General features: G+C 62.4%; 27 protein-coding genes. 23 read left to right on the top strand and 4 right to left on the bottom strand.

Annotation, left to right across the window (positions count from 1 at the left end):
• Position 1: 1 nt before the first annotated feature.
• Positions 2–1054 carry a hypothetical protein gene (locus tag EI28_RS02490; RefSeq protein WP_048112380.1) on the bottom strand — a complete coding sequence of 351 codons (1053 nt, stop codon included), beginning with the start codon at positions 1052–1054 and terminating at the stop codon, positions 2–4.
• Between the two features lie 217 nt (positions 1055–1271).
• Between EI28_RS02490 and EI28_RS02485 the strand changes: the two genes are divergently transcribed.
• A complete protein-coding gene (locus tag EI28_RS02485; RefSeq protein ID WP_048112378.1) occupies positions 1272–4697 on the top strand; it encodes a HEAT repeat domain-containing protein in 3426 nt (1141 codons plus the stop codon).
• Here EI28_RS02485 and EI28_RS02480 read toward each other — a convergent pair.
• Both EI28_RS02480 and EI28_RS02475 read right to left on the bottom strand, forming a co-directional pair.
• Positions 4694–5362 carry a flavodoxin family protein gene (locus EI28_RS02480; protein ID WP_048112397.1) on the bottom strand — a complete coding sequence of 223 codons (669 nt, stop codon included), beginning with the start codon at positions 5360–5362 and terminating at the stop codon, positions 4694–4696. The two genes, EI28_RS02485 and EI28_RS02480, sit on opposite strands and share 4 nt — an antisense overlap.
• A 47-nt stretch (positions 5363–5409) precedes the next feature.
• Positions 5410–5877 carry an FxLYD domain-containing protein gene (locus EI28_RS02475; RefSeq protein ID WP_048112376.1) on the bottom strand — a complete coding sequence of 156 codons (468 nt, stop codon included), beginning with the start codon at positions 5875–5877 and terminating at the stop codon, positions 5410–5412.
• Between the two features lie 155 nt (positions 5878–6032).
• Here EI28_RS02475 and msrB point away from each other — a divergent pair, with 155 nt between their 5' ends.
• From msrB to EI28_RS02420, 11 genes are all read left to right on the top strand, one after another.
• The gene (msrB, locus tag EI28_RS02470; RefSeq protein ID WP_048112374.1) at positions 6033–6518 is read left to right on the top strand and encodes a peptide-methionine (R)-S-oxide reductase MsrB; all 486 of its coding nucleotides are present in this window, start codon (positions 6033–6035) and stop codon (positions 6516–6518) included.
• A 30-nt stretch (positions 6519–6548) separates the two neighbouring features.
• Positions 6549–7172, top strand: a complete 624-nt coding sequence (locus EI28_RS02465) for a class I SAM-dependent methyltransferase (protein ID WP_048112372.1) — start codon at positions 6549–6551, stop codon at positions 7170–7172.
• Positions 7173–8397: 1225 nt separating this feature from the next.
• Entirely contained in the window at positions 8398–8622 is a 225-nt protein-coding gene (locus tag EI28_RS02460; protein ID WP_011843868.1) for a HypC/HybG/HupF family hydrogenase formation chaperone, read from the top strand.
• Positions 8622–8963 carry a hydrogenase maturation nickel metallochaperone HypA gene (locus tag EI28_RS02455; protein WP_048112370.1) on the top strand — a complete coding sequence of 114 codons (342 nt, stop codon included), beginning with the start codon at positions 8622–8624 and terminating at the stop codon, positions 8961–8963. Before EI28_RS02460 ends, EI28_RS02455 begins: the two co-directional genes overlap by 1 nt.
• Positions 8960–9955: a hydrogenase expression/formation protein HypE gene (gene hypE / locus EI28_RS02450; protein ID WP_048112368.1), complete on the top strand. Its 996-nt coding sequence runs from the start codon at positions 8960–8962 to the stop codon at positions 9953–9955. Before EI28_RS02455 ends, hypE begins: the two co-directional genes overlap by 4 nt.
• Before the next feature lie 95 nt (positions 9956–10050).
• Positions 10051–10482 carry a GNAT family N-acetyltransferase gene (locus tag EI28_RS02445; RefSeq protein WP_011843865.1) on the top strand — a complete coding sequence of 144 codons (432 nt, stop codon included), beginning with the start codon at positions 10051–10053 and terminating at the stop codon, positions 10480–10482.
• Between the two features lie 2 nt (positions 10483–10484).
• On the top strand, positions 10485–11399 hold the full coding sequence (locus tag EI28_RS02440) for a DUF2156 domain-containing protein (protein ID WP_048112366.1): 915 nt from the start codon (positions 10485–10487) through the stop codon (positions 11397–11399).
• A complete protein-coding gene (locus EI28_RS02435) occupies positions 11396–12658 on the top strand; it encodes a dihydroorotase family protein (protein WP_048112395.1) in 1263 nt (420 codons plus the stop codon). Before EI28_RS02440 ends, EI28_RS02435 begins: the two co-directional genes overlap by 4 nt.
• Positions 12659–12854: 196 nt before the next feature.
• Positions 12855–13172 carry a DUF167 domain-containing protein gene (locus EI28_RS02430; RefSeq protein WP_048112364.1) on the top strand — a complete coding sequence of 106 codons (318 nt, stop codon included), beginning with the start codon at positions 12855–12857 and terminating at the stop codon, positions 13170–13172.
• A gap of 258 nt (positions 13173–13430) precedes the next feature.
• Positions 13431–14648, top strand: coding sequence for a DNA primase DnaG (gene dnaG / locus EI28_RS02425; protein WP_048112362.1), 1218 nt, complete (start codon positions 13431–13433; stop codon positions 14646–14648).
• A 63-nt stretch (positions 14649–14711) separates the two neighbouring features.
• A complete protein-coding gene (locus EI28_RS02420) occupies positions 14712–14996 on the top strand; it encodes a UPF0058 family protein (RefSeq protein WP_048112360.1) in 285 nt (94 codons plus the stop codon).
• A 41-nt stretch (positions 14997–15037) separates the two neighbouring features.
• Here the strand turns inward: EI28_RS02420 and EI28_RS02415 are convergent, their stop codons facing one another.
• Positions 15038–15832 carry a RimK family alpha-L-glutamate ligase gene (locus tag EI28_RS02415; RefSeq protein ID WP_048112358.1) on the bottom strand — a complete coding sequence of 265 codons (795 nt, stop codon included), beginning with the start codon at positions 15830–15832 and terminating at the stop codon, positions 15038–15040.
• 96 nt (positions 15833–15928) lie between these two features.
• Between EI28_RS02415 and EI28_RS02410 the strand changes: the two genes are divergently transcribed.
• The 11 genes from EI28_RS02410 to EI28_RS02365 all read left to right on the top strand — a co-directional run bounded on the left by EI28_RS02410 (position 15929) and on the right by EI28_RS02365 (position 22973).
• Complete coding sequence (locus tag EI28_RS02410; protein WP_048112356.1) at positions 15929–16405, top strand: hydrogenase maturation protease; 477 nt, start codon at positions 15929–15931, stop codon at positions 16403–16405.
• Positions 16406–16506: 101 nt separating this feature from the next.
• Positions 16507–17139: a hypothetical protein gene (locus tag EI28_RS02405; protein WP_048112355.1), complete on the top strand. Its 633-nt coding sequence runs from the start codon at positions 16507–16509 to the stop codon at positions 17137–17139.
• 21 nt (positions 17140–17160) lie between these two features.
• A complete protein-coding gene (locus EI28_RS02400; protein ID WP_048112353.1) occupies positions 17161–17682 on the top strand; it encodes a hypothetical protein in 522 nt (173 codons plus the stop codon).
• Between the two features lie 31 nt (positions 17683–17713).
• Complete coding sequence (gene minD / locus EI28_RS02395; protein WP_048112352.1) at positions 17714–18502, top strand: cell division ATPase MinD; 789 nt, start codon at positions 17714–17716, stop codon at positions 18500–18502.
• 339 nt (positions 18503–18841) lie between these two features.
• Entirely contained in the window at positions 18842–19084 is a 243-nt protein-coding gene (locus EI28_RS02390) for a ferredoxin family protein (RefSeq protein WP_048112351.1), read from the top strand.
• The gene (locus EI28_RS02385; RefSeq protein ID WP_048112349.1) at positions 19084–19647 is read left to right on the top strand and encodes a hypothetical protein; all 564 of its coding nucleotides are present in this window, start codon (positions 19084–19086) and stop codon (positions 19645–19647) included. Before EI28_RS02390 ends, EI28_RS02385 begins: the two co-directional genes overlap by 1 nt.
• A gap of 10 nt (positions 19648–19657) precedes the next feature.
• Positions 19658–20068, top strand: coding sequence for a hypothetical protein (locus tag EI28_RS14660; RefSeq protein ID WP_231476542.1), 411 nt, complete (start codon positions 19658–19660; stop codon positions 20066–20068).
• Entirely contained in the window at positions 20023–20574 is a 552-nt protein-coding gene (locus tag EI28_RS14655; protein WP_231476541.1) for a hypothetical protein, read from the top strand. The genes EI28_RS14660 and EI28_RS14655 overlap by 46 nt, the downstream gene beginning before the upstream one ends.
• The gene (locus tag EI28_RS02375; RefSeq protein ID WP_048112347.1) at positions 20571–21938 is read left to right on the top strand and encodes a Ni/Fe hydrogenase subunit alpha; all 1368 of its coding nucleotides are present in this window, start codon (positions 20571–20573) and stop codon (positions 21936–21938) included. Before EI28_RS14655 ends, EI28_RS02375 begins: the two co-directional genes overlap by 4 nt.
• Before the next feature lie 11 nt (positions 21939–21949).
• Complete coding sequence (locus tag EI28_RS02370) at positions 21950–22297, top strand: roadblock/LC7 domain-containing protein (RefSeq protein ID WP_048112345.1); 348 nt, start codon at positions 21950–21952, stop codon at positions 22295–22297.
• A gap of 4 nt (positions 22298–22301) precedes the next feature.
• A complete protein-coding gene (locus EI28_RS02365) occupies positions 22302–22973 on the top strand; it encodes a roadblock/LC7 domain-containing protein (protein WP_048112343.1) in 672 nt (223 codons plus the stop codon).
• Positions 22974–23154: the final 181 nt, after the last annotated feature.

Here is a 23154-nt window from a genome sequence, read left to right as displayed (position 1 = left end):
GTCACGGCAGCATGGCGGCCGTAAGGTGCTCCATCAGGCGGAACGGGTCGGACGAGACGATTGGCGTCCCGGCATAGACCTCCATCCCCCCGATATCCGACGTCCGGGAATGGAGGTCCCCCCGGTCGACCACCCACGCGGCGTAATGCCCCTCTTCCCCGAGCGGGGGCATGTACACCGCCGCGTTGTAACTCTGCACCCCGATATTGCGGTAACACTCGAGCACCTTTGCGAGCGCCCCCGCGAGATCGTGCGGCGACTCCGTGACGATCGCGACCTCGTGCTCCTTTCTCGGGGTGAGGTGCGCCATGACACGGGCGTTTTTATAGACAAGCCCGAGGCCGACGGCGGTATGGACGGTGAAGAGGTCGTCGTAGTACTCGCTCCCGTAGCGGCACCGGTACTCCTCCCGGACCCGCTCGAGCCGTGCCGGAGCGGCATAGGGTTGGTGGGTGAGCAGCACCTGGGCATGGTTGTGCACGATGCTTGCCCCGGCACGCCAGAGGAAGTTCCAGATGATGAAGGGGTAGATAGCCCGGGGATCCGCGCGGTGTGCATCCTGGCACCAGCGGACGGCCACGCTGATCATATCGGCGATCTGCGGTTCGCTGGTGACGTAGGGGTCGTTCTCTTTCGCGATGATGACGGCGTGGAGGTAATCGTACTTGGCGATATTGCTCGCCGTAACCCAGTAATCGCCGTCGATCCTCCCGAACGTATCGGCCGGCGTCTCTTCGAGGGGGTTTGCGAACGGACCCTCCGCCGAGAGCGCCCGGAGATCCCGCGTCTCTTCGGCGCGGGGCGTCATGACCGGCCGGCGTGCCCGGACGGAGTTGAAAAGCGTGCTCTCGCCGGTCTGGTTATTGGTCACCCTCACGATCTGCTGTGTCTCGATATCGCCGTACTTCTCCCGCACCCACTCGCGCATCGGATCGGGGAAGACCAGGTGTCCGGCTTCGACGTACCAGGAGTAGATCCGGCCTGCGAGTTCCTCCATATCCGGCGCGAGTTCCTGCACGATGCCCGGCAGCCTGGTGATCTCCAGCCTTACCATAGGGTCCCCGTATACCGGACATGCACCGATAAAGATTCGCATCGGCCGGGCGGGATGCAGGAAAGCCGGAAGACAACAAACCGATCCCGTTTGAAACCACGGTACGCCGCAAGACATGAAATGGAACATTTATTGATAACGGATAACGAATATAATCTGAATAAAAGGAGATCCGGCCAGACGGCACCCCGGACGCGCACTTTACCGATACGAGGACATGGCATTCTTTGATAAACTCCGAGCGAATATCGAGGGACTACGGCAGACGAAGGATTGTCCCGGCCTGATTGCGGTTCTGGACGGTGAAGAAGCCGGCAACCGCGCCGATGCAGCGCGAGCTATCTGTACCCTCGGGGTCTCCGCCGTCCCCGACCTTCTCGAGAGACTTGAGAATGCCAACCGCGTCTCACGGGCACGAATCCTCGGGGCGCTGGCTTCGGCCGGCGCTCCTTCCATCCCCCTGCTCCTCGCCCTGATCCTCCGGGCAAGCCCGGCCCTGCAGGCAGCCATCACCCGTGCAGTCGCGGAGGAGGGCGATTCGCTCTCCGAGACGCTGCAGTTCGCGCTGCATCACAAACAGCCGGCGGTTCGGCGTGCCGCCGTGATAGCGATCCGGGGAACAGGCAAAAAGGCAATCCCGGCGCTCACTGAAGCATTCCGCGACAGAAACCACTCGGTCCGGAGAGAGGCCGCCGCCGGGCTTGCCGCACTGCGGTGGGTGCCCGACGACCTCTCCGAGAAGGTGTGGTTTTACTTCCTCCTGGAAGACTGGGCGGAACTCGCAAAACTCCAGGCGGCAGCCGTTCCGATCCTTGTCAAGGGCCTCGACAGCAAGGAGCCCCGGATTCGGAGCGAGTCGGCACGAACGCTCGGGAAGATACGCGACTCCCGGGCCGTCCCGTCGCTCGTCAGGGTGATGGAAGACCCCCAGGTGGACCTCCGCGTCCGTGCTGCCGAGGCGCTCGGGGAGATAGGCAACGACCGGGGAAAACCTGCCCTGGTCGGAGCCCTCGACGACCCCTGCCACCCGGTACGGATGGAGGCAGCCTGGGCGCTGGACCGGCTGGACTGGATTCCGGAAAACGATCTTGAGAGAGCGGGGTACCTGATCGCAAAGGAGCAGTGGAACGAACTTGCCCGGATGGGGAGGGCGGCAATCCCGCCGCTCATCCGGGCGCTGGAGGTCGAGTACTCGGGTGTCCGCACCGGCGCGAGCGAGACGCTGCGGCAACTGGGGCAACCCGCGCTCGATGCCCTGCACGCGGCGATGAATTCCGACAGCCCCGAAATCCGCGAGCAGGCAGCCGTCGTGCTGGATTACATCAGGTCGCGCAACGAGGAGAACTCCCGGGCAAGACCGGTACAGACTGTGTCTTCCGATTACGACCGGGAACTCAGGGAGGGGCTTGCCGCCAGGAAGCGGATCGAAGACCGCTTCGGACCGGTCTCCCGGCCACCCGACCGGCCGGCTCGTCGCGGACCTCCGCCGGCGGCACGGGCGGAAGCGGGGCAGCCGGTCACCGGCGGGGAGGAGAAACCTGTCGCCCAACAACCGGACGATGCCGAAGAGGTCGAGAAACTCCTGGAGGAGAGACCGGAGGCCGAAGCGGGGGCCGGCGAAAATATCCGGCCGAAAACGAGAAAACCGGTTTCACTGGACGAGATCGTCCCCCCCACAGGCGTCGAGCAGGAAATCGACGACGAAGAGCGCACAAACGAGGAAGTTCCTGCTCCCCGAAAGCCGGGCAGAACCGTTCTGCCGGAGCCGGACGATCCCGCCGCACCCCCGGAACCGCCGGAGCAGGCACCGGGGAAGGCGTCGCTCGAACGGTACCTCAACGCCCTGCAGAGCGACGACGCGGAGATCCGGGCGGCGGCGGTTGCGGCGTTGCGGAGCCTGGGGGCGCCGGCCGTCGAGTTCCTCATCGCCGCGCTCTCCGACCCGCACGACGCTGTCCGTATCGCCGCCGCAGAGGGGCTCGGCGATATCGGCGACGAGAACGGCGTCGACGCGCTGATCCTGCTCACCGGCGACGCCGGGCAGGATGTTCGCAGTGCCGCTGCCGCCGCGCTCGGGCAAATCGGGGACGCGCGTGCACTCGAAGCGCTCATACGCCTCTTCGGCGACGACTACCCCGGAGTCCGGTCCGTGGCGGCCAAGACCGTTGCGGTGTTCGGGCCGGATGTGCTTGAGCCGCTGGAAGCGGCACTCGAGGAACCGGTGCCGGTAGTCCGGTTGACGGCAGCGAGAGCGATCGGGATCATCGGGAACCCCCGGTCGATACCGCTCCTTATCAGGCATCTCGAGGACCCCGCACGGGAAGTCGGCGTGACTGCCGCCCGGGTTCTCGGGGGATTCGGGAACCTCGCAGTCGAACCGCTCGCGGCAGTGTTGCGCGAAGGAGGTAAAGGAGGGCGCCTCGCAGCAGTCGATGCCCTCGGGGGGATTGAGCCGGGAAGGGCGGACGAGGCACTGGCATATGCCCTGAGCGACGAGGACCGGGAGGTCCGGGAAAAGGCGGCTACCACGCTCATGAGACGGCGCGCAGCGAGCATGTGGCAGAGCACCTTCGGCAACAGGGCCCGGGAGGAGAAAGAAGCCTCCGTGAAGAGTTCCGTCGGGCAGGAGAGCCGGGAAGAGATCAATACGCTCATCACTGCACTCAATGACAGATCGGTGGAGGTGCAGGCGTCCGCTGCCACCCGGCTTATCGCAATGGGGCGGCCGGCCGCCGAAGGGCTGCTCAGGGTGCTCAAGGACGATGACCCGGAGATGCAGCGCGCCGCCGCCGGGGTTCTCGGGGAGATGCGGGAAGCGGCACTCGGACCGCTCACGGACGCCCTGAACGACACCGACCGGTTTGTCCGGCTGGTTGCTGCCCGAAACCTGGGCAATATCGGAGACGCACGGGCCATCGAAGCCCTGAGCGGAGCCCTCAAAAGCGAGCGCGACAGCGTGGTCCGGGCAGCCGTAGCGGAGGCGCTCGGGTACATGGGAAGCAAACAGGCGATAGAACCGCTGACGCTGGCGCTGCAGGACAGGGACGAGGCGGTCAAGGTTGCCGCCGCCCGCTCGCTCGGCTACATCGGGGACCTTCGCGCCCTCGAACCGCTCATCCAGGCCCTGAGCGACGTGGACGACCGGGTCAGGTACGCCGCGCTCGAGGCTCTCAAGGATCCCGGCGAAACGATACGCCGCCACCTGGTCGGCGCGCTCCGCTCGGGGGACGAGACGTTCCGGGCGGGGGTCGCCGAAGCGCTGAAAGCAGGCGGCTGGAAGCCGGAAACCCGTGCGGAACTCACGCTCTGCCTCATGGCGCAGGGAAGATGGGCCGAGGTGGAACGGGTCGGTGCCGACGCGCTCCCGGTACTTGCGGAGACGCTCACCGATCCGTTGATAGAGGTGCGGGCGAACGCCGTCCGGGCCATCAACCGGATCGGGGGAGAGGGTGCCGTCGCCCCGCTCGTCCGGGCACTCAAGGACGATGCGCTTGTGGTCAGAAAGCGGGCCGAATGGGGCCTGATCCGCATGGGCGGGGCGGTTATCCCGGCTCTCGACCTGGCGCTCGATGAGGCGCAGCCGGAGGCCCGGGAAGGACTGCAGCGGATCATCGAGGAGATCCGCGTCAAGGAGAAGACCTAGGGTATTCGCCCGGCTTCCTTCCAGTAGTCGTACTCGTGGTGCCAGCGATCCCTGTTCGCCGTGACCAGCGCCCGCATCCGATCACACATCGCGGCGTGGAATTCCTCCTGATCGGGATAGGTCTCCTTCTTCTCGATGGCTCTTGCGAGTTTCCTCCCGAGCTCGTAGGCCCTCCCTTCCGCAGGCACGATCGTCTCCGGGTCGCCGGCGAGAACCACGCCGATGCCGCCCACGGTGTTCGCGCCCAGGGTCTGGAGAACCCGGTTCAGGTACGCCACGACCTCGTCCGCCCCGGAGCCGCCCGCCGTGGAGACGGCGCACCCGTACTTCCCGATGAACATCTGGCAGTGGATGGCGTCCGCCATCCGGTCGAGCATCGTCTTTATCTGGGCGGTGACCGAGTCGATGTAGTTGGGCGACCCGAGGACAATCCCGTCGCTCTCAAGCATCTTGTGGTAGAGTTCGGCGAAATCGTCGTTCTTGACGCACTCGCCCCGCTCGCAGCAGACCAGGCACCCGTTGCAGTACTCGATCCGGAGCTTCGTGACGTCCACGAGCTCCACATCGGCCCCGGCGCTCTCCGCCCCGTCGAGAACGGCCTGGACGAGCCGGAGTGTCTGGCTCCTTGCGCCGCGGGGGCTTCCATTTATCCCAAGTATCTTCATCTCATCTCCTCTGTAAACCCGTATCCGGATAACGCTCATCCCCGGCCTTACGGGATATCGTGCGTGACGTCGATCTCGGCGTGGTACTGCCGGTCACAGTCGCCGGGGAACGCGTCGATGGTGAATATCTTCGTCTCGCCCGCCTGGAACCAGGGGGCGAGAATGGTCTCGGTCGCCCGAATCATATTGCTTTCGTCGTCGACGAGCATGAACCGGATGACGGCGTTTCTCGCGGGCCCGTCACCGTCGTTGGTCACCGTCCCGGTCACGATCCAGTAACAGGACCCGTCGCTGCGCATATGCTTCTCGGGCGTGGTGACGCTGGCCGAGAACGACGGCTTCGGCCCGGCGGGCGAGTAGATGGTGTGAGCGCCCGGTGTCGCCTCCGACGTCGGAACCTGTGGTTCCGGCTCCGCGGAAGTCCCCGTGCAGCCTGCCGTGACGGCAGCGCCGAAGAGGCAGCAGAGGAGGAGGAGTGCTACAAGCCTCCTTCCCGGAAGGGAATAGTTCTCCATGATGGTTCATCGACCGGCGGATATATAACGGATGCGAAAACGCATCCGGGACGGGTACGGCGTGCCCGCCGGCTAGTGGCCCGTCACCCGGGCAGCGGCGGGGAACGATTTATCTGCTCTCCGGTCAAGGGCCGGGAGGAACCGGAGGGTGACCGATGAGCAGGGAAGCCGTAGAAACCGTCGAAACGGTGAACGTCTGCAACGCCGTGACCGGAGAGGTGGAAGAGGTCGAGAGGGTCGTCAGGTCCGACGAGGAGTGGCGGCGCCAGCTGACGCCGGAGCAGTTCTCCGTCGCCCGGAAGGAGGGGACGGAGCCGGCGTTCACCGGGAAGTACTGGGACTGCAAGGAGGACGGGCTGTACGTCTGCGTCTGCTGCGGCAACCACCTCTTCTCCTCGGAGACGAAGTTCGAGTCGGGGACGGGCTGGCCGAGTTTCTCCAAGCCCGTCTCGGACCGAAACATCAGGACGGAACCCGACACCCGGTTTTTCATGAACCGGACGGAGGTGCTCTGTCGGCGGTGCGACGCCCACCTGGGCCACGTCTTCGACGACGGACCGCCGCCGACCCACCAGCGCTACTGCATGAACTCGGCATCGCTCCGGTTCGTGCGCCGGGAGGATCTCGCCCGGCGCGAATGATTATCCGGGAGCGGCGCCGACCTCTGATCAGTGACTGTCCATCCATCCCCCTGGGACGAGGATTACCGGAGGCGGGGAAACCTCTGGGGCGGAGCCCCCGCGCCGCTCCCGGACCTCCCCGCCGATGCCGCCGTCCTCGAGGTCGGCTGCGGGAACGGCAAGACCCTTGCGGCCCTCGCCCGGCGTTCTCCGCGTGTGACCGCGGTCGACATTTCTTCCGAAGCCGTCGCCCTCGCCCGGCGGCGCCCGGGGACGGCGGAGATCGGTCTCGCCGTCGCCGACGCCCGGCACCTGCCGTTCCGGCCCGGGGCGTTCGATGCGGTCTTCCTGGTTCACGTCGCCGGCCACCTCCCGGAGCAGGGTCGCAAAGCACTGGCTTCCGAGGCCGTCCGGGTGCTCGGGCCCGGCGGAACGCTCTTCTTCCGGGGTTTCTCCGTCGAAGACATGCGCGCCGGGAAAGGGACGGAGACGGAGCCGTGGACGTTCCGGCGGGGCGAGGGCATCATCACCCACTACTTCACCGAGGCCGAGACGGCGGAACTCTTCGCACCGCTCGCGGCGGTCTCGGTCCGAACACACCGCTGGCCGATGCGGATCAGGGGGCAGGACCTCCCCCGGGCGGAGGTGGAGGGGGTGTTTCGACGGGAGAGGTAGAGGAGGTTCTGCGCTCACTCAGGGCGGCCGAATCCCAGTCTGACAGGTTGGCATACATTACATCTGCAAGTCTTCAGTAAGCGGTTGAGATAGACAAGATCCATTTTTCCCTCCTACCCCGATGCACTGGACCATGGGGATATCGCCATTGGGGGAACGACGTCCTGAAGGGACGGAGTTCGAGAAACCCGCAGGGTTTCGAGGCGCGAGCATAGCGAGCTTGAGCACCGCAGGTGCGAGGCGCGAACGCAGTGAGCGTGAGCACCGTTAGGTGCGAGGGCGCATCCCCCCGGTCTCTACCCCATTGAGGATGAGGTCGTCCCAAAAGACAAACTCTGGACTCGAAGACCTTTGGTCTTCTCATTCTCCGTTCGCACTTATCAGTGCTCAAGCTCCTGCCCTTACGGGCAGTCGCATTCCGTTGGAACGTCGCACTCTCCGGGCCATCGCATCCTGCAGACTGTCGTTCCCATCGGAACATCGCATAACCCCATGCACGGATTTCCATCGCCTATCGCCACGCACTGCCCGCCCCCTTGGGGGCGGAACGACGCTCCGCTAGGAACGACCGTCCGCAGGACGGGAGTTTGAGAAGCCATCAGGCTTCAAGGAGCGGAGTTGAAGCACCGAAGGTGCGGGGGAGGAGCGCGAAGCGCGGGTGGTGGGGGTTACAGATGTCCGAGTACAAGGTAGAGACAGGGGAGGGGGGCACGCCCCCTCCCCGTCAGCCCCTCCCCCAATGGCGATACCCAATGGAAAGCCGTTTCACCCTCAACGCCTAGAATTGGCCTCATATGGCAGATTTCTAGGAATTATGCTCTCCGATTAGGGTATGCCGAAGGTTTGGATGAGAAAACCGAAAAGTTTCGATTCAGGATCTAGCACCGGCGGTGCGCAGGCCACCACGGTCCACTGCACGGGGACAGGCGGGAATAAGCAGATACAGTACTCCCGTAACATTACGCTCCCGGGCACAAACACCGCAACGCCCGCGGGCCGGCGGCACCGGGGCCGGCGCACCACGGTCGGCCCCGCCCTCCGCCCCTCCGGGGGCCGGAACCGGAGACAAACATATCTTTTTTACCCCCCAAATCGATCTATAGGTACCTGAATACGGAGGGTCCGGGGAATCGCGCCGGCCACAACGGCTGCTCCGGGTTCCTCCGTGCAGCATGGTCAACCTTTTTTGACAACGGAACAAAATAACAGGAGAGGAAGAGAGGACATGTGTATTGCAATGCCCGCTGAGGTACTCGAGATAAAAGAGGGCAACATCGGCGTCGTCGACTTCGGCGACCTGCAGCAGGAGGTCAGGCTCGACCTCGTCGACGTGAAGGTCGGGGAGTTCGTGCTCGTCCACGTCGGGTTCGCCATCCAGCGCCTCAGCAGAGAGGAGGGGCTCGAGACCCGCGAGGTCTTCAGGCAGGTCTACGCCGCAATGGAGGAGTAATGCACGAGTACAGCATCGCCTACGACATCTACACGACCGCCCGCCGGGCCGCGATCGAGAACGACGCAAAAGAGGTGAAGTGCGTCAGTGTGGATGTCGGCAAACTGGCGATGGTGAATCCCGAACAGGTGGAGTTCCTCTTCAACGTCATCATCGAGGACGACCCGCTCTTTTCTGGAGCACACCTCTCGTGCCGGGACGTCGAGGCCCACACCCGCTGCTCATGCGGCTACGAGGGAAACGAGCGGTTTGTCTGTCCTCAGTGCGGGAAACTCCCTGAAATCGTTGCAGGAATGGAAATAGTAGTTACCAACATCGAGATAGAAGTGGACGAAGAATGAAAGTCAACCTCATGCATGGTGCCGGCGGCGAGGTGATGGGCGAGCTCCTGCACGTCATCACCAACCTCGAGCACAACAACGCCGGTGGGATCGGGCTCGAATCGCTGGACGACGGCGCGGTCATCCCCCTTAACGGCCAGAACATCGTTTTCACGACCGACAACCACGTAGTCTCGCCGATCTTCTTCCCCGGCGGGGATATCGGAAGGATCGCCGTCTGCGGAACCATCAACGACCTCGCGATGATGGGCGGGCGGCCGATCGCCCTCTCGTGCGGCATGGTCATCCCCGAAGGCTTCGAGGTCGCCGACCTCGAGCGGATTGTCGCGTCGATGGACGCAGCACTCGGGGAGTGCGGGGCAAACCTCGTCACGGGCGACACCAAGGTGCTCGAGCGGAGCGCGCTTGATGCCCTCGTCATCAACACCGCCGGGATCGGCGTCGCCGAGCGGGTGGTACGGGACAACGGCCTGGAGGTCGGCGACAAGATCCTGGTCAGCGGCACCATCGGCGACCACGGCATCGCCATCATGGCCCACCGCGAGGGGTTCGACTTCGGCGGCCAGATCAAGTCCGACGTCGCCCCCCTCTGGCCGCTCGTCGAGAAGGCGCTCGCGGCCGGGGAGATCCACGCCATGAAAGACCCGACGAGAGGCGGGTTTGCGAACGCCATCAACGAGATGGCGAGTAAGAGCGGTGTCGGTGTCGTCATCGAGGAAGAAGCCCTCCCCTTCCGGGCGAGCGTCCGGAGCGCCGCCGGCATGCTCGGCCTCGATCCCCTCGAGGTGGCGAACGAGGGCAAAGTGATCATGGGCGTCGCCCCCGAGGAGGCAGAGGCCGTCCTCGCGGCGCTCCGGAGTCATCCCTACGGGCGTGACGCCGCGATCGTCGGTGAGGTCGTAGAAGGCTCGCACGTGGTCATGCGAACCGCCATCGGCGGAGAGCGGTTCATCGAACCGCCGGTCGGCGATCCGGTTCCGCGCGTCTGCTAAAAGGACGACAACACTTTTTTGCACAACCCGGGTGAGACCCGCGCCTGTCATATACGATAAACGCCGTGAGCACTCCTATGGAGAGGCATGAACCGATGACGGAGGAGGCGGGCATCGAGGTGCGTCTGGTGAACGTCTGGGACGTGGAGACGATCGCCGACCTCTACCGGGCGGGCGGCTGGTGGAACGAGCGATGGGACCCTGCCGATCTCGCCGCCCTCATCGCGGGAAGTTTCGCCTTCGCCGTCGCCATCGACCGGACGACCGGCAAAGCGGTCGGCATGGGCAGGGTGATCTCGGACGGGGTCTCGGACGGCTACATCCAGGATCTGGTCGTCCTGCCGCGCTACCGGGGCCGGGGCATCGGAACGATGGTCTTATCTGCGCTGCTCGATTACTGTACGTCTGCAGGTGTCGCCTGGATCGCCCTCGTCGCCGAACCCGGAACCGAGCCGTTCTACACCGCACTCGGTTTTCGGAGGATGGAAGGGCACACACCCATGCGGTGGTACCCGGATAGGAGGTAAGCATGCTGAAACTGACCGACTTCAAGCCCGTGAGCCTGGACGATCGCGACCTCTTATCCAGGCATTACCGGCAGTTCCCCCAGGTGCACAGCGACAACACGTTCGCGAACATGGTCTGCTGGAACCACTACGCGGACTACCGTTTCGTAGAGGCCGAAGGCTCGATCGTCCTCTCAAGCACCATCGACGGCGTGACAGCGTTTCGCATGCCGATCGGCCCGAAAAACCCGGATCTCCTCGAGGACGTCATCGACCTCGCGCTCCGGGAGGGCGGCGAGATACCGTTGCGGGTCCTCGACCCGGCAAACGAGGAGTGGCTCCGGGAACGCTACCCGGACCTCCCGCTGCACGAGAACCGGGACTTCTTCGACTACGTCTACCGGACCGAAGACCTCGCCGAACTCGCCGGGAAGGGCTACGCCACCATCCGGCGGCAGGTCAACCGGTTCGAGCGGGAATACGAGTATGTGGTCGAGAAGATCACGGAGGAGAACATCGATGAGGTCTGGGAGTTCCTGGTCGTCTGGTGCGAGTGGCGGGACTGCGACTCGGTGCCCGTCCTTGCTTATGAAAAAGATGCTATCCTCTTTGCCGTGAACAACTTCTTCACCATCGGGCTCGAGGGCTGGATCGTCAGGATCGGCGGCACCATCGGGGCGATATCGATTGTCGGGCAGGTCAACGCATCTATGGCGGTCGTCCACTTCGAAAAAGCGCTCCCCGAGACCTATCGCGACATCTACAAGGTGATCGCGACCGAGACGGCGGCCGGGCTCCGGGATCGCTACCCCTACGTCAATCGCGAGTGCGACATGGGCGTGCCCGGGCTCCGCGAGTCGAAGACGCGTTACCGACCCGCGTACATGGTCGAGGTTCACTCTGCAACCCGGCGCGACCTGGAGGCGTGCTGCCGATGAACGCCGACCTGGTGCTCCGAAACGTGACGCTCCCGACGGGGCGGCGCGCCGACATTGTCGTCGCCGACGGCCTCGTCCGGCACGTCGGCGCGGCGGTGCGTGGCGAGGAGACGGTCGACTGCACCGGGTATACCTGCCTTCCGGGAGCGGTCGATATGCACGTCCACATGCGGGGAGGAGTGCAGGCCGGGAAGGAAGACTGGCGGACGGGCACGGCGAGCGCGGTCGCCGGCGGGGTGACGGTCGTCGTCGACCAGCCGAACACCGTCCCGCCCATCACCACGCCCAAACTCCTCCGGGCTCGCATCCGCGAGGCGGAGGAGCGGGCCGTATGCGGGTTTGCGGTGAACGCGGGCGTCGTGCCGGAGGCCGATCTTGCCGGGATGCGGGATGCCGGCGCGATGGCGTTCGGGGAGACCTTCGCGGCACCGTCGAGCTACGGCGAGGGGCTTGATGCGGAGACGCTCAGAGAGTTGTTTGCCCGCATTCACGCCCTCGGAGGGCTCGTGACCGTCCACGCCGAGGAGGTCAGCGGCCAGGCGCCGGCGACGCTCGCCGATCACGACCTCGCACGCCCCGGCGAGGGGGAGGCCCGCGCCGTGCAGAAGATCGCCGGCCTCGCCCCGGCGGGGATGCGGCTCCACTTCTGCCACCTCAGCACCGCCGCCTCGATCGAGGCCGCGCGCGGCACGGTGGAGGCAACGCCGCACCACCTCTTCCTCTCGCACGGGATGTTTGATCCGGACGACACCCGGGCCCGGGTGAATCCGCCGCTCCGGGACGAGGAGACACGGCGCGATCTGTGGTCGTGCTGGGACAGGATAGACGTGGTCGCCTCCGATCACGCCCCACACACGTTTTCAGAGAAATCCGTGCCGTTCGAGACCGCCCCCTCCGGCATCCCCGGGGTCGAAACGATGGTGCCGCTCCTGATGGCGGCCGTGCAGAGAGGGCGGATCACCCTCGCCTCGGTGATCGAGAAGACGTCGTGGAAGCCCGCCGCCATCCTCGGTATCCCGCGCGCGGGGTTTGAGCCGGGCGACCGGGCGGACTTTGCCCTCTACCCGGACGAGATCACCCGGATCGACGCCTCCCACCTCCACGCGAAGTGCGGCTGGTCGCCGTTCGAGGGGCTCGAAGCGGTCTTCCCGCAGGAGGTGATCGTCGGGGGAACACGGGTCTATGTCCACGGCGATTACCGTGAGGCGCGTCCGTTGTGGTATCCCGGGCAAGGATATTTATCCCGGGAGAATAAATAATACAGGGCCGATAAAGCGCACCTTATAGGTCCCCGGGTGATCATCTGGCGAGACGCCCGGAAATGATCCGCGGGACAACCCAGGTGCGCGACAGGCACGCCCGGCATATGGGTTCGATCGGGGGAGGATCGGCACAAGCCGCCTGTGAACACCGATCGTTAGTGTCGGGCGACATCCCTTCGAGAGGACTATTCTCATGGACACCTATGCCGATGCCGTCGCCGAAACCCCGCACGGGGTGACTCTCACGCTCGACGTCACGGCGGGTGCAAAACGCTCCGCGTTTCCGGCGGGCTACAACGAGTGGCGCAAAAGCATTAAGTGCCAGATAGCAGCCCCCGCCGTCGGCGGAAAAGCAAATCGCGCTATCACCGACCTTCTCGCGGAGACGTTCAATGTCCCCCGCGCCGACGTGGAGATCATCGCCGGACACACGTCTTCCTCAAAGACCGTGGCAGTCGCCGGCGTATCGAAATCTCATGCTCTCGCGTGCCTGAACGCAGCCGGCTCGTGACCCGATGCGGGCGGGAAAAGCAGGACACCAGGTGCCGAACGACGGTTCCCGTGAAAGAACGATACAGCAGGATTTTTCAAAATGCTGCCTTTCAAGAACTTAATTTTGGATTTATCTTTTAAAAAATCTTGCGTCAAGGCCGCCATCTGATTTAAGTAATTGCACCCTAGATATATGATTAACCCGTACGTCCGCGCAGATCAAACCCCGCGTGGCTACGGCGATCAGACTTATCCATACAAAAGGAGGCAATACTCCATGTATTCACCGGATACAACAAAGTATCTCATTCATCTTATCCTGCAGATCGAGGGGGTGGTCGACAAACCCGACGTAGTGGGCGCGATCTTCGGCCAGACCGAAGGGTTGCTCGGCGAAGACCTCGACCTGCGTGATTTACAGAGAACCGGCCGCGTCGGCCGGATCGATGTCCAGATCACCACGAAACGAGGAGAGACAAAAGGCGTGATACTCATCTCGTCTTCACTCGACCGGGCGGAGACCGCGCTCCTCGCCTCGTCGCTCGAGACGATCGACCGGGTCGGGCCGTGCACGGCGCACGTGAGGGTCGACCGCATCGAGGACATCCGGGTGACCAAACGGCGCAAGATCGTCGAACGCGCCAAAGAACTCCTTCTCGAGGACTTCGACGAGGGTTCCATCAACAGCGACGATCTGCTCGACGAAGTCAGGGAAGCCATCAGGATCGAGAAACTCGAGTACCTCGGCGAAGAGAAGGTGCACGCGGGGCCGAACGTCATAGACTCCGACGCCATCATCATCGTCGAAGGACGAGCCGACGTCATCAACCTGCTACGGTACGGGATCAAGAACGCCGTCGCGGTCGAAGGAACCAACGTCCCGCGCATCATCATCGATCTCTGTTCGCGGAAGACCGCAACGACCCTGCTCGACGGTGACCGGGGCGGAGAACTGATCCTCCGCGAACTCCTCCAGGTCGCCGAGATCGACTTCGTGGCCTACAGTCCCCGGGGAAAGAGCGTCGAGGAGATGAGCCGCAAAGAGATCGTCAAGGCGCTCCGGAACAAAGTGCCTGCGGTGGGGATCATCGACCAGCCTCCCGCCGAGGAGAACGTCGAGCGGCTGCCTGCGTATGCGCCCCCCGCCGAGGTGCAGGCTCCTGCCGGCGCAGGCGAAGACGAGCGGCCGCCGCGCAGAGAATGGGATTCAAAGCCCTCCTCGACGCTCGGGGAGCACATGGCCGACGTCCGGGACAAAAAGATTGCGCGGTTCCTCTCCCCGGACTACACCGTCCTTCTGGAATCCAACGCAACCGACGTCGAGGGCGCACTCCAGAACCTGAACGGCGACGTCGAAGGGCTCGTCGTCGATCGCATCATCGACCAGAAACTCCTCGATCAGCTCGGGGGGAGAGACATCGAGTTTGTGGCTGCCCGGGACTTTAAGGGGATAATAAAGCGCCCGCTCTCCATCAGACTCATAAAGATAGGGTGACGGCTATCCCGGGTGCAAATTTATATATATTTACATCCACCATTTTTATCTCTGGGAGAGAATATGCACAAGGAAGAGTTAATAGCCTTACATGGGATACTTACTGAGATTAAAGACTTTTTTGAGTTGCAGAACCCGGAACTGAAATTTTCACAATATTACGCGTTGAAGATAGACCCTTCTCAGGTGCATAAGAGCAAGATGGAACATAAGTACGCGATATTCGTGCTCGGCACGGAACTTGCGAACGCCATGAAGGATGTGGAGTTCTCGTCATCCGGCCGGATCTCCGCCCGGATGAAGGAACTTGCAGAGAAGACCTTGAAAGAGATAGAGTATCTCCAGTAAGAACGCACGCGGGTGCGAAAGTTCTCTGCTCCTCCCTCTCCTCAGGCACGCATCTCGCGTTCGCGCTCGATGAGGTATCGAGCGAGCAACTCCGGGATGGGTGCCGCCATGCAGTGCCAGTTCGGCGTCCCGTTCACCTCGAGGACCGTATAGCCTTCCCGGTCACGGAGAAGATCGACCCCGCAGTAGTCGATCCCGATCGCCGCCGCCGCCGACTCGGCAGTGGCGCGCATCTCCTCGTCGATCGCGACCGGCATCCCGGTCCCGCCCTGGTGGATGTTGTGCATCAGGGTATCGGAGACCCGGGCTATCGCACCGACGGCCTCGCCGCCGAGGACGAAGACGCGGAAGTCCCGGTCGTTTTTCACGTACTCCTGCAGGTACCAGGGCCCCGGCCCGAGTTCCCCGGGCTCTGTCACGAGCCGGATGCCGTTTCCGTCATACCCATACAGCGGCTTATAGACGACTTTTCCGTGCCGCAGGAGAAATTCCCGCGCCCGCTCCTCCGACTGCATGTAGGCCGTCTCCGGCGTCCTCACATTGTTTGCGAGGAGGAGTGCCGTCGTCATCACCTTGGACGCGCAGGCAACGATGCTTTCGGGTGTGTTGATCACCCGGTTATGGAGCGAGAGCACGTTTAAGGTCTCGAACTGGTGCCCGTCCTGCCGGATACCGCAGACCCATACAAGTTCGTTCTCAAGTCCGGAATCGAGGGGGTCGACTGCGCCGAGCTTGAGAACCCCGTATCGGGCACCGGCTCTCTCCAGCTCCCGCATAACAGCGCCGGTCGAGTTGTCGTCCGGCGTATCGGTCGGTTTTGGTACGATGTGGATCATGCGCCTCACATCCCGCTCCCGGAACAGCAGTTCGCGGTCAGGGGGTTTCCAGTACCATTTTGTACCTTGCCGGATATAACCGGTAGGGAAGGTACCATGCAGAAGAACCGGGTATGTATCATCGGGTGCGGGAACCCCTTCATGGGAAACGACGGGGCGGGAATCTCGGTGATGCACCTCTTTGAAGGGAGATTCACCGGAGTGGATGCAATCGACGGCGGCACCGGCGGATTCGGCCTGATCCCGCTGATGGAAGGCTACGAGAGGGTGGTGATCGTCGATGCGATGACGGGTATCGGCGACCGTATCGGGGAAGTCCTCACGTTTGAGGTGCCGCCGTCCTGGGATCTTCCGGCATACGCGCTCCACGAGATCGGGATCGGTGAGGTGGTGACGATCGCCCGTGAGCTCGGGTACGCCGGAGAGATTGTGACCGTTGGGATTGAAGTAGGCGAGATCCAGGCGTTCAGCAGGGATATCGATCCTGCGGTCGAAGAGGGGATCCGGGTTGCCGAGCAGACGATCCTCACCATTCTCCGGGAGTGGATCGGGGGTCCGGGGGTGCAATCATAGATAGGCGTCACCGTACCATCCTATTTTTTGCGTACCAGGCTCTCTCATGAGCGGTATAAATGACAAGGTTTATGTTATACCACTGAACTAAAGTTGTCTGAATGCAACTGCCACGCGGTCGGTTCCATCGTCTTATCAAGTCCACGACAGCCCGTGCGCTGAAAGAAGAGATGAGTTCAGCACAGTTTACCGGGATCTGCACGATCGTCCTTGGCAACGAGAGTGCCACCCTGGTGCTGAACGAAGGTCTTGTCGTGCTTGCCGAATATGGGGGCACAAAGGGGCAACACGCACTTGACACGGTGCTGGAGGGCGAAGAGGACGAGGTGGCGGCAGAACTGAATCTTCTGACGCCCGAGCAGGTACAGCTCGCCCTGGAGTTCAATTCCCCGTTTGCGACCGGAGATCCCGGAAAACCGGGACGGTCGTCGGCGAGGAGAGGGGCTCCGGGAGGAGCGACGCCAGCCTCAGGACAGAGGGGTGCCGGTGCGGCACCTTCATCCAGACGCCGTCCGGAACCGGCCGCAGAGGGGCATCGTATTCCCATGCCGGGAGTGAAACCCGCGCAGGAGACGGCCGAGGCGTCTCAATCAGGAGGCAACGAGATCGATTCGCTCGTCCAGAACATGGAAGAGATGGACGTCGAGCAACTGGTCGGCAGTTTCAAAGTAAACTGCAAGGACATGCTCAAGAAGATTCACCTCGACCACCTCATCAGGGACAAAGAGACCTAAACTTCAGGAGCTGGTAACAGAATGGATTCAACAGGTACTATCCAGTTTTTCCTCATCTTCCTCACGATAATAACGGTAGCCGGTTTTGCCGGCATTGCGTACTACCTTGCGGAGATCTCCCGGGCTATCAACAGGCAGGATTCTCCAGAGGCTTCAGTAACGCCGGAGGCTTCCTCGGGCCCGGATCTCGCCGAGCCCGTGTCCACGCCCCCCCTCAGAGTTATCGATCCCGCAAACACGGAAAGTCTTGAGGAGACACTTGGTGCAATCAGCGAAAAATACAGCCTTGCATCCCTGACGCTGGCGGCCGCAGACGGTCTCCTGATCGGCTCGACGAAGCCCGGCAGCGAGGACGAGGCCGCACGGTACAGTCACCTCTACTCGGAGGGAAAACTGCACGACGAAGAAGGAGTGGAACTCCTTGGTGTCCCCTACCGCGGGGAGACAGTGGTCGGCATCGCCCACCCTTCGGAGCATCTCTCCGACGAACAGACGAACGCACTCGAACAGGATATCCGGGAAACCCTGCAGCACTGGGTGTAAGACCGGGAAAATCAAAACAGCGAGTGATTACATGGTAAAAGTATACACGATTGCGTCCGGTAAGGGCGGTACCGGCAAAACAACGGTCACAGCAAATCTGGGCGCGATGCTTGCCCAATACGGGAAGAAGACATGTATTCTGGATGCCGACGTCGGAATGGCGAATCTCGGGCTCATTCTCGGGCTTGAAAACCTGCCGGTGACCCTGCACGAGGTGCTGGCAGGCAAAGCGCGCGTCAGGGACGCCATCTACGACGGGCCGTTCGGCGTGAAGGTTGTGCCGTGCGGTCTCTCTCTGCAGGGCTTCCAGCAGTCGAACCCCGACCGGCTCAAGGACATTATGACCGACCTTGTGAGCGAGTTCGATATCCTGATCCTGGATGCTCCCGCAGGGATCAGCAGGGACGGCGTCATCCCGCTGACGATTGCCGACGGGGTGATTCTCGTCGTGAACCCCGAGATCTCCTCGATTGTCGACTCGTTAAAGACAAAGATCCTGACCGAGACAGTCGGCGGGCACATCGAAGGGGCGATCATCAACCGGGTCGCGGCCACCGGGAACGACTTCAACAGCGCACAGATGGAGAAACTCCTCGGGGTCCGGGTGCTCGGGATCATACCGGAGGATCCGAACATCCGGCGCGCATCTGCCGGGAGGTCGCCGATCGTGGTGAAGTACCCAACGTCCGGCGCATCCCGTGCCTTCAAGCGTCTTTCCGCCGACGTAGCCGGTATCGAGTATGCCGAGGAAGAGACACAGCCTTCCGGAGAAGGCTTTGTCGACCGGCTTGCCCGCGCCCTCTTCCGGGCGAAAGCGTGATCTTTACGGCCGACAAGGCCTATCACGCTTATTACCACCTTTTTCTATCCGGTTTTCGCACGGGAAGCACCAGGTAATGAGCCGTGCAAACGCCGGTTCCGGCTGCACGACGCATCGGGGAGAGAGTCCATTCGGAGCGGCCGATCTCCGCGACCGGTCATCACCGCCGGCACAGGAGCGCGGTTATTTTATCTGCAAACCCTGAAACGGCCTGTACAGTCAACAAGTTGAATAAAATTGCATAAAATCCGAAATATTCTTCGACATGATGGATCCTGTTAGCGAACAAACTATATACTTTTAATAGCAGGAAGTGTTAATCACCTTCTGAGGCTCGCAATGGAGATACATGTGGATAAGGACGCGTGCGTCGGGTGCGGTCTCTGTGTCAAGGACTGCCCGATGAACGTGTACGAACTCCAGAACAACGTAAGTGTCGCAGTCAGGCCGAACAATTGCATGGGATGCCTTTCCTGCCACGAGATCTGCCCGGCTCAGGCACTCGAGCACCGGGGCATCTACGCTGCCCGGAGACACTACATCGACATCAAGGTCTGTGAAATGCTTCGGAAGGTGGTCTGATGAGCGCTGGATACATCGACGAAATGCACGAGGCTTTTCACTCCGATCTTGTCTATCGTTCCGAGGATATTCCCCTCGAGTGTTCACCAAAGCCCAGAGAGATGGAACAGACGCTCCACGGCGTGATGAAACTCAACGGCCTCGTGATCAGGTCGCTTGAGGAGATCGCGGGCCGTGGGGCAAACGCGGTCACCTACCGTGCCGGAAAAAAGTTCGGCCACGAGGTCGCCAAGTACTTCCAGAAACGCGAAGACGTGGAAGGGGCGCTTCACGAGCTCTCCGACCTGCTCCGCGGCCAGTACTCGTTCGAGGTCTGGAAGCCCGAAGACAAGGAGACGTTCATCATCGAGGAAAACGGCGAGACGTTCATCTACCTCGTCTTCCACGACTGCATCGTTCGCCAGACGCTCCGGCGCAACGGTCTTGAACAGGGCGGCCCGCTCTGCCAGACGCTCTTCGGTTACGTCGTCGGCGCGATCGAGGAGATCACCGGCAGGAAAGCCAAACTGGAGATCGTTCACACCGGCCCGAACGCCTGCCTTAAGAAACTGATCCTGAAATGAGGCGAAGACGATGAAGATTGCTATCGAAGAACTGGCAGGATGTTCGGGATGCACGATCGCAGTGCTGGATCTCCATGAAATGCTCCTTGACGTCATCGCGGAAGCGGACATCGTCTACTCCCCGGTTATCATGGACGTCAAGGAACCTCCCGAGGATATCGATATCGCGTTCGTGACCGGGGCCGTCCGAAACGTTGAGAACCGCGAACGCCTCGAGAAGATCCGGAAACGGTCAAAGACGCTTGTCGCACTAGGAACCTGCGCCTGCTACGGGGGGGTATCGGGTCTCTCGATGCTGAGCTCGAACGAAGACCTCTTCTCCTGCGTCTACCGGGAGGTTGAAACGACGAAGCCGACGGGGTTATCCCAACAGACGTGCCGCCGTTCCTCTACCGGGCGTTCGCGGTGGGCGACCTCGTGAAGATCGATTACTACATCGTGGGCTGCCCGCCAAAAGAGGCGTTCTTGAAACAGATCATCCCGGCAATGGTCGCGGGAGACACCCTCGAACTCTCGCGCAAGTCCGTCTGTTCGGAATGCGACAGGATCATGGGACCGGTCGAGAACTGGACGCTCAAGCATCGGCACGAGGGCGTTCCCGACCGCGAACACTGCCTGCTCGGGCAGGGCTACCTCTGTCTCGGGAGCGTCACCTTCGGGAGATGCGGGGCGTCGTGCCCCAAAAACAACATCCCGTGCCACGGGTGCAACGGCCCCTCGCTTGACATCCTTCGCGAACCCTGCCGGGACATCTACGGCATGATGGCGCGGAGAATTTCGGATCTCACCGGTAAGCCACAGAAAGAGGTGGAGAAGGAACTCTACGACGCCGCGCACACGATGTACGCCTTCACTATCGGGAGCCTGATCATGGAGGACAAGGAGAACTCAAAGATCCGGGATCTGGTAAAGGAGAGGAGCAGATGAAAGAGATCACAATCAGCCCGGTGACCCGGATCGAGGGTCATGCAGGCGTCAGGATCTACCTCAACGACCAGGGGCAGGTCGACTCGGCCCACTTCCAGGTCGTGGAACTGAGGGGGTTCGAGAAGTTCCTTATCGGCGCTTCGATTGAGGAAGCACCCCGTATTACGCCCCGCATCTGCGGGATATGCCCTTCGGCGCACCACCTGGCCGCAGCGAAGGCGACCGACCAGATCTTCGGCGTCGAACCGCCTGCAACCGGGAAGAAACTCCGGGAGCTCTTGAGCATCGGGCAGTTCATCCACTCCCACGCCCTCCACTTCTTCATGCTCGCGGCTCCGGACTTCATCCTGGGCCACGACGCACCGGCAGAGACGCGGAACGTCATCGGGCTTGCCCGTCACTCACCGGATCTCGCGAAGAAGGCGATCGCGGTCCGGAAGTTCGGTCAGCGTCTGACGGAAGCGGTCGGCGGCAAACCCATCCACCCGTCTAACGCGGTGCCCGGCGGGATGTCGACGGCGCTCACGGAAGGAAAGAAAGCGGAACTACTCACCATGGCAAACGAGGCGCTCGGAATCGCCCGTGAAGGATGGGATGTCGCGCGCGGTCTCCTCGACGGCGTCGATATGGAGTTCGGGGCCGTAACGACCGGCTTCCTGGGCATGGCCAACAACGGGGTCTACTCGACCTACGAAGGGCCTGCTATGATGGTCGGGCCGGACGGAGGTCAGCTCGGTTCGTTCTCGGGCCAGGACTACACGAACTTCATCGAGGAGTACTCGGAGGACTGGTCGTACCTGAAGTTTGCCCGGTTCAAAGGCGGCGATTACTACCGGGTCGGGCCGCTCGCCCGGCTCAACATCGTGCAGAAGATGGGCACGGAGCACGCGGACGCTGCTCTCGCGGAGTACCGCGAGCGGTTCGGCACCGTCACCCAGGCCACGCTCGCATACAATCTGGCACGCTACATCGAGTTCCTCGCCTCGTGCGAGCAGGCCGTCCAGTTGCTCTCCGACCCGGGCATCACCGGCTCAGACATCCGGACGCCTGTGGGAGCGGTCGTGAACCGCCGGGGTATCGGGCTCATCGAGGCACCCCGGGGAACCCTGATCCACGACTATTCCGTCGATGAAAACGGCGTCATCGAGCGGTGCAACCTGATCGTGGCGACCTGCCAGAACAACTACGGGATGGACCGCGGTGTGGAGGATATGGCACGCCGGGTGGTGGAGAACGGAGCGTTGACCGACGGGGCAGCAAACCGCATCGAGATGATCATCAGGGCGTATGATCCCTGTATCTCGTGCGCGACGCACGCAATCGGGAGGATGCCCCTCAAGATCGAATGCGTTCGGAGAACATGAGGAGATAGAACATGCTAAAACAGATCCTGGGAGAATTCCTGAAACTTGACGGGGTTACCGCCGCAGTCGTGGCGGGGCGGGACGGCTTTGTGATCGAGAGCGTCGTTGCCGGGGACGTGGACGTCGAGGCCCTGGGTGCCATGGCATCGACAGGTATGGGTACGTCCGAAGCCATGAGCGACGAACTCGGGAAGGGTGAGATGAACCAGATGCTCATCGAACTGGAGAACGGTCCCATCCTGCTCTCCCCGCTCTCGGAGGACGAGCTGATCGCCATTGTGGCGAACGCGAACGTTAATGTCGGGAGAATCCGCTACGAACTGAAGAAGAACAGGGATCGGATAACTGCTGCTCTGTGAGACGATGCTACCCGACGGCATCTCACTCGGACGACTGCAGGGGCCTCTCTCGGCCCTTGCTTCAATCAGCCCTCACTTCACCGGAGCGGTGCGCATCAACGAGCCCGGAGGAACCGGTTTTGTCCTGGTTCAGAACGGGAAGCCGTACGCAGCCGCGTTCGAGAACAGTAGCAAAGGTTTGCTGCTCAGCGGAGACGAAGCTTACAGTTACCTGTTTGAACGGCCGTCCCTCGATTCGGAACTCATCGCTTACACGGGCGAGGAAACCGAGGCGGCCCGGGAAGCCTCCCGTGAGGCGGAGTGCCTGATCAGCGAGAGCGGTGCAAAGCCTTCTTCCCGGATAGGGTCGGTGGATACGAGTTGCCTCGACCAGATCGTGCGCCAGCCGGGCGTCGTTGCAGTCTCGGTCTTCCACGAGGGGTTTGCCCTTCAGTCGCTCGGCTCCGCGGACTTCGAGCAGGTAGCCGCGGTCGCTGAAGACCTGCTCCGTGCCGGCACCCGCATCACCGGCGATATGGAGATGGGCGACCTCTCCCAGATAATCCTCGAGACACCGGCAGGGAAGCTCATCATCGCGCCCTACGGCGACCTCTCTCTCTGCATCCTTACGAAGTCGGATGCCAATCTCGGCCTGATCCGGCTTTCGATACGGGGGATGCAGGAGAACCCCGAGTGAGAGCCGGGGTTCCAACACCCCCGCTCTCTCTCTCCCGGCGACCCGCACCGACGGTGTACGTGAGGCCTATTTACGGGAAATCCCGCTCGCACTCTTTTTCTACCATGCTGTAAGACTTCCCGGAGCATGCATGAACGCACCGGATTCCCCCGCACCAAACAGTTGATATCTCCGTCCACCG

Source organism: Methanoculleus sp. MH98A (assembly GCF_000691865.1).
In the GTDB taxonomy this organism is placed as follows: Archaea; Halobacteriota; Methanomicrobia; order Methanomicrobiales; family Methanoculleaceae; genus Methanoculleus.
Note: the sequence above shows the minus strand (reverse complement) of the source record. Positions and strands in the feature narration are given on the sequence as shown.